This window comes from Aeromonas sp. S15(2024), from assembly GCF_041402265.1.
In the GTDB taxonomy this organism is placed as follows: Bacteria; Pseudomonadota; Gammaproteobacteria; order Enterobacterales; family Aeromonadaceae; genus Aeromonas; species Aeromonas dhakensis.
Genome location: NZ_JBGLQY010000022.1, coordinates 1 through 3,930, shown reverse-complemented (window position 1 = coordinate 3,930; position 3,930 = coordinate 1). Strand labels below are relative to the sequence as shown.

Here is a 3,930-nt window from a genome sequence, read left to right as displayed (position 1 = left end):
ACCAAACCCGCCTCCGTGGATAACTGCTGCCGCCCACAAGCCAAACCGATGGCATGTGGACGGACGGGCGCAGTTACCCACCTCGCAAAGAGCATCTCTCTTTTTTTTTTTGAACGAAAAGGGCACAGGCGAGCCTATCCTTCGCTGCGCTTCAAGATAGGCTCGCCCTCCTGCGTTTTTACGTCATTTTTGACGTAGTTCGGCTGGATGGTTCGCCTTGCTCAGGACTATCGAGGCTGCTTGCGGCAGCTCCCCCTCACGCGCTCCTGAGACACACCTTGCCACTCTGCACCTGCTTCAGTCCCCACCTGTGGGCCGGACTGCCGCGCCGTTTTTATCGAGCTGGCCGTGGTTGGTTCCCCGTTGCGCTCGGTGCTGGTGCCCCAAGGTTGCGAACCCTGGGAGGCTATGGTGCGCGTCGCACGCTGGGCCGTGTGTGAGGTTTCCCCGTTCGGCCCGACCCCTGCACCCGCTCGACAACATCTACATGCTTCCAATTCGAGCGGACACGACTAATCGCCATTGGCAGAGGCCAACGGTAACAGGGTTCGGGCGAGAGATTACTTGATTGATGGGGCTGTAGGCCGCTAAACTGATTGGGTATTACGGTAGCTGCTTCCGCCCGAAGCTGTTACCAGGTACAGAGAGCGCCAACTCAAAGTACCGTCGAAGAAACCACCTTGCCGGGTGGTTTTTTCGTTTATGTCGATGAATCTACGCTGGATCCTTCAAGATCTCAACGATCTTTCCCACCATCAGTGGGTGTCTTCGTAATCCACCTTGTGCACATTGCAGCCATCCCACTCGAAAGTAATCCGGAAGTTTGCCGATACATCAAGTGACCAGCGAACAGGGTCGAACTGCTTCAATTGGTGAAGCCGCTTTCCAGGAAGGCTAAAGTCCCCCTCCATTACGGCGGTGTCCAATGCGGCAAGAACAACCCTAACAGCAGACTGATGTCTCGGGTCGATCTTACTGTAATCGCCGCTTGCTGCGGCCTTCAATTTCTTAGACTTATAGCTTTTAATCACAACCAGAATCCTCAATTATTATTTTGTGTAGTAGTACAGGTTTTATTCGTGACCAAATGCACGAAAGTGCGTACTTTGGTTGACACGAACAAGAAGGACGGTATGATTGCGAGCTTGTCAGAGTTCTTAATCACACCTAATCCACAGGCCACCGCGATCCCAAGCGAGTGACTCGCTGGAACCGAACGTAACCGGACCACTATACACGGTTTATTCTTTTTGTCAACGACTTGCGCGTTACGCAATGCGCAACAGACAAAAGACATTTACGTTTGTCTACAATAAAAAATGACGTTCCTCGTCTGGAGTTTACAAATGAGCACTATCACTAATCCGATGCATCCTGGAGAGTTTATTAAGCTCGCCTTTATGGAGCCCCTGGAGATTGGTGTTACGGCCCTGGCAGAAAAATTGGGGGTTTCCACCTCCACACTGAGTCGCATCTTGAACGAGAAGAGCGATCTCAGCTATGACATGGCCGTTCGCCTGTCTTACGTTCTGGGGCGTTCCCCAGAGTCTTGGATCAACCTCCAAGCCGCATATAGCCTTGCAAAGGCAAAGACCACTGTGGATACGTCACACCTCCACAAAGTGGCTTTTGCTTAAGGGCTAAAGAAGCCGCCATTGGCGGCTTCTTTGTATCTCACATTTTTACCACCCACATAAAAATAGCCCCCGCGACAATCACTGCCGCAACACCCAAATTGTTCTTAACACTATTCCGACCAATGATGTGCAGCGCAGCCAGCATCAAATCTCTCATTAGACCCCCTGTCATATCTGGAACACGCACATAGTCACATCACGACACTTTCAACCTGTAATGACGGTTTTCGCTCAAACCTCCTGAACGGGGGTGGCTAGCGCAGTCTGCCGCCTCCGGCTCGGGAGGTGGCAAGCGCAGCGCGACAGGGGTTTTTTAGGCCCCGCAGGGCTCCAAACTTTGGCACAAAGTGTTAGGAGAACACTTTGCCATCTGAGCCTGCTACTCTAGCCGCAGACTCAAAGCAAAGGGCCAGACCACATGGCGCTCTCATTTTCGCTAGCGATCGACAAGATGCAGGCTTCCTCGATCGGCAGGGCAGAGGGGCACAATCTCCGCCTTCACGCCACCGAAAGCCAACTCCGGAAGGAAGCATGGTTTACCCCACAGGGCCGTCACCAGGTAAAGCCATGGCGACCTGATCAGCTGACCAAAGCCAAGGGCCTGGCCAAGCGTAAGGATGCTGTGCAGGCCATCCAGTTCGTGATCCAACTCGGCAACCAGACTGATTGGCGAGAGGATCCAGAGCCAGACTTCCCCGAGGGTAGACCGCTCGACATCGCCGACCCGATCAACCTCGCGACCAAGGGGGTAAGGGAATGGGCGGCGAAGGAGTTCGGGAAGGACAACATCGTCGGGATCGACCTCCACACCGACGAGAGCAGCCCCCATTTCCACATCGTCGTCACACCGATCAAAGACGGCAAGCTACAGGCCAAGGCGTGGTTAGACGGGGCTAGCAAGGTGGCAGCCTTGCGGAAACGGGCATGGCAGGCCGTCAATGCGTACATCGCCTGCGAGTACAAACCCGGTGCCGCTGGCGGCGCACCTCACGATCCCCGCAAGGCGGCTGGGCAGGTGCCAGCACCATCAATGCTCGACAAGGTAACCGGACATGCCAAGGCCAAGCGGCTGGAGCGCGAGAATGCCGCCCTGCAGGAGGAGAATGCGCAACTAAAACAGGCGCTGTTTAGCCGCCAGAAAGGCCGCTACAGCGCAGATAATCTTGAGAAAGCCCAAGAGGCAGGGAGGTCCGTCGAAAACGCTCAGAGAGCATTAGGCGAGGCCAAGCAGGAGATTTTGGGGTTGAAGTGGGATGCTGGGCAGCGCGAGCAGACCGTGAAGCGGTTGGAGACCGAGATCGGGAAGCGGGATGCCGAGATCACGAAGCTGAAGAGCTACAACCGACAACTCTCGGAACAAAACAACGAGCTGGACGAGAAGCTGCGGGAGCTGTTGCCTAGGAGATCAAGAGGGATGGAGCCATGAGGCTGTGGCATGTAGTCGGCCTCTTAGCCGTGGTGCTGGCCGTGAAGGGCATGACCAGCCTGTCGGGCGGCTGGATCATGGGGCTGCTTGGCCTGCACGATGTGTTTAGCTGGGCGGCCCCTGCATGGTGGGAAGGAGCCGCCTCGATGGCTGCACTGGCAGCCCTGCTGCGCTGGGTTCGGCCCTAACGGCTGCTCAGGTCGATCTCGATGCGGCGAAAACCGATACCGTTCGCGGTGTTGGCCGCGGCATCCATCGAGGAGAAAACCCGCCAGCCGCCGCGCTGGCGCTCTACCACCTCGGTGCCCCCCTTGCCGAAGCGTACCAGGTGGAGATGGAACCCAGCCCCCATGGGGGTGGGGACGATCATCGCCTTGGAGAACCCCCCCATGTCGAAAATGGTCTTGGCCTCTTTTTCCTGCATCATCAAATCCCCAATATGAGACATCAAAACGGTGATTTGATGATACACCCTGCCGAGCCAAAAGCTATCATTTTGCAGATTTGATGCATCGAATTTGGAAAATGATTTTCAATGCAGCTCAAGGCCCAAGGCAATGAGGCATTCCCGCCACTTCTGGGCCTCCAAATCGAAGTTGAGAAGGCCGCCTTCAACGCTGATCCGGCTCCCAAAATCGAGCAGCTGCATGTCCGTCATGTCGCACAACCGCTTGCCAGCAGCATCCAGTAGCCATACCCGATCACCATCAAGCTCGATCAGGTGCTTGTCGAACCCCATATGTACCTCCGCTCAAAACCAAACCCGCCTCCGTGGATAACTGCTGCCGCCCACAAGCCAAACCGATGGCATGTGGACGGACGGGCGCAGTTACCCACCTCGCAAAGAGCATCTCTCTTTTTTTTTTT

Annotated in this window: 6 protein-coding genes; 3 read left to right on the top strand and 3 right to left on the bottom strand. The window is 55.6% G+C overall.

Features of this window, described 5'->3' with window-relative positions:
* Nucleotides 1-755: 755 nt before the first annotated feature.
* Nucleotides 756-1,031, bottom strand: a complete 276-nt coding sequence (locus ACB033_RS22590; protein WP_216984254.1) for a type II toxin-antitoxin system RelE/ParE family toxin — start codon at nucleotides 1,029-1,031, stop codon at nucleotides 756-758.
* A 315-nt stretch (nucleotides 1,032-1,346) separates the two neighbouring features.
* Here ACB033_RS22590 and ACB033_RS22585 point away from each other — a divergent pair, with 315 nt between their 5' ends.
* The 3 genes from ACB033_RS22585 to ACB033_RS22575 all read left to right on the top strand — a co-directional run bounded on the left by ACB033_RS22585 (nucleotide 1,347) and on the right by ACB033_RS22575 (nucleotide 3,251).
* Nucleotides 1,347-1,637: a HigA family addiction module antitoxin gene (locus tag ACB033_RS22585; RefSeq protein WP_216984255.1), complete on the top strand. Its 291-nt coding sequence runs from the start codon at nucleotides 1,347-1,349 to the stop codon at nucleotides 1,635-1,637.
* Nucleotides 1,638-2,055: 418 nt separating this feature from the next.
* Entirely contained in the window at nucleotides 2,056-3,063 is a 1,008-nt protein-coding gene (locus ACB033_RS22580; protein WP_371140776.1) for a plasmid recombination protein, read from the top strand.
* Complete coding sequence (locus ACB033_RS22575; RefSeq protein ID WP_216984257.1) at nucleotides 3,060-3,251, top strand: hypothetical protein; 192 nt, start codon at nucleotides 3,060-3,062, stop codon at nucleotides 3,249-3,251. The genes ACB033_RS22580 and ACB033_RS22575 overlap by 4 nt, the downstream gene beginning before the upstream one ends.
* Here ACB033_RS22575 and ACB033_RS22570 read toward each other — a convergent pair.
* The gene (locus ACB033_RS22570; protein ID WP_101618227.1) at nucleotides 3,248-3,487 is read right to left on the bottom strand and encodes a plasmid replication protein RepB; all 240 of its coding nucleotides are present in this window, start codon (nucleotides 3,485-3,487) and stop codon (nucleotides 3,248-3,250) included. The two genes, ACB033_RS22575 and ACB033_RS22570, sit on opposite strands and share 4 nt — an antisense overlap.
* Before the next feature lie 108 nt (nucleotides 3,488-3,595).
* Entirely contained in the window at nucleotides 3,596-3,802 is a 207-nt protein-coding gene (locus ACB033_RS22565) for a hypothetical protein (RefSeq protein WP_257707829.1), read from the bottom strand.
* Nucleotides 3,803-3,930 lie beyond the last annotated feature (128 nt).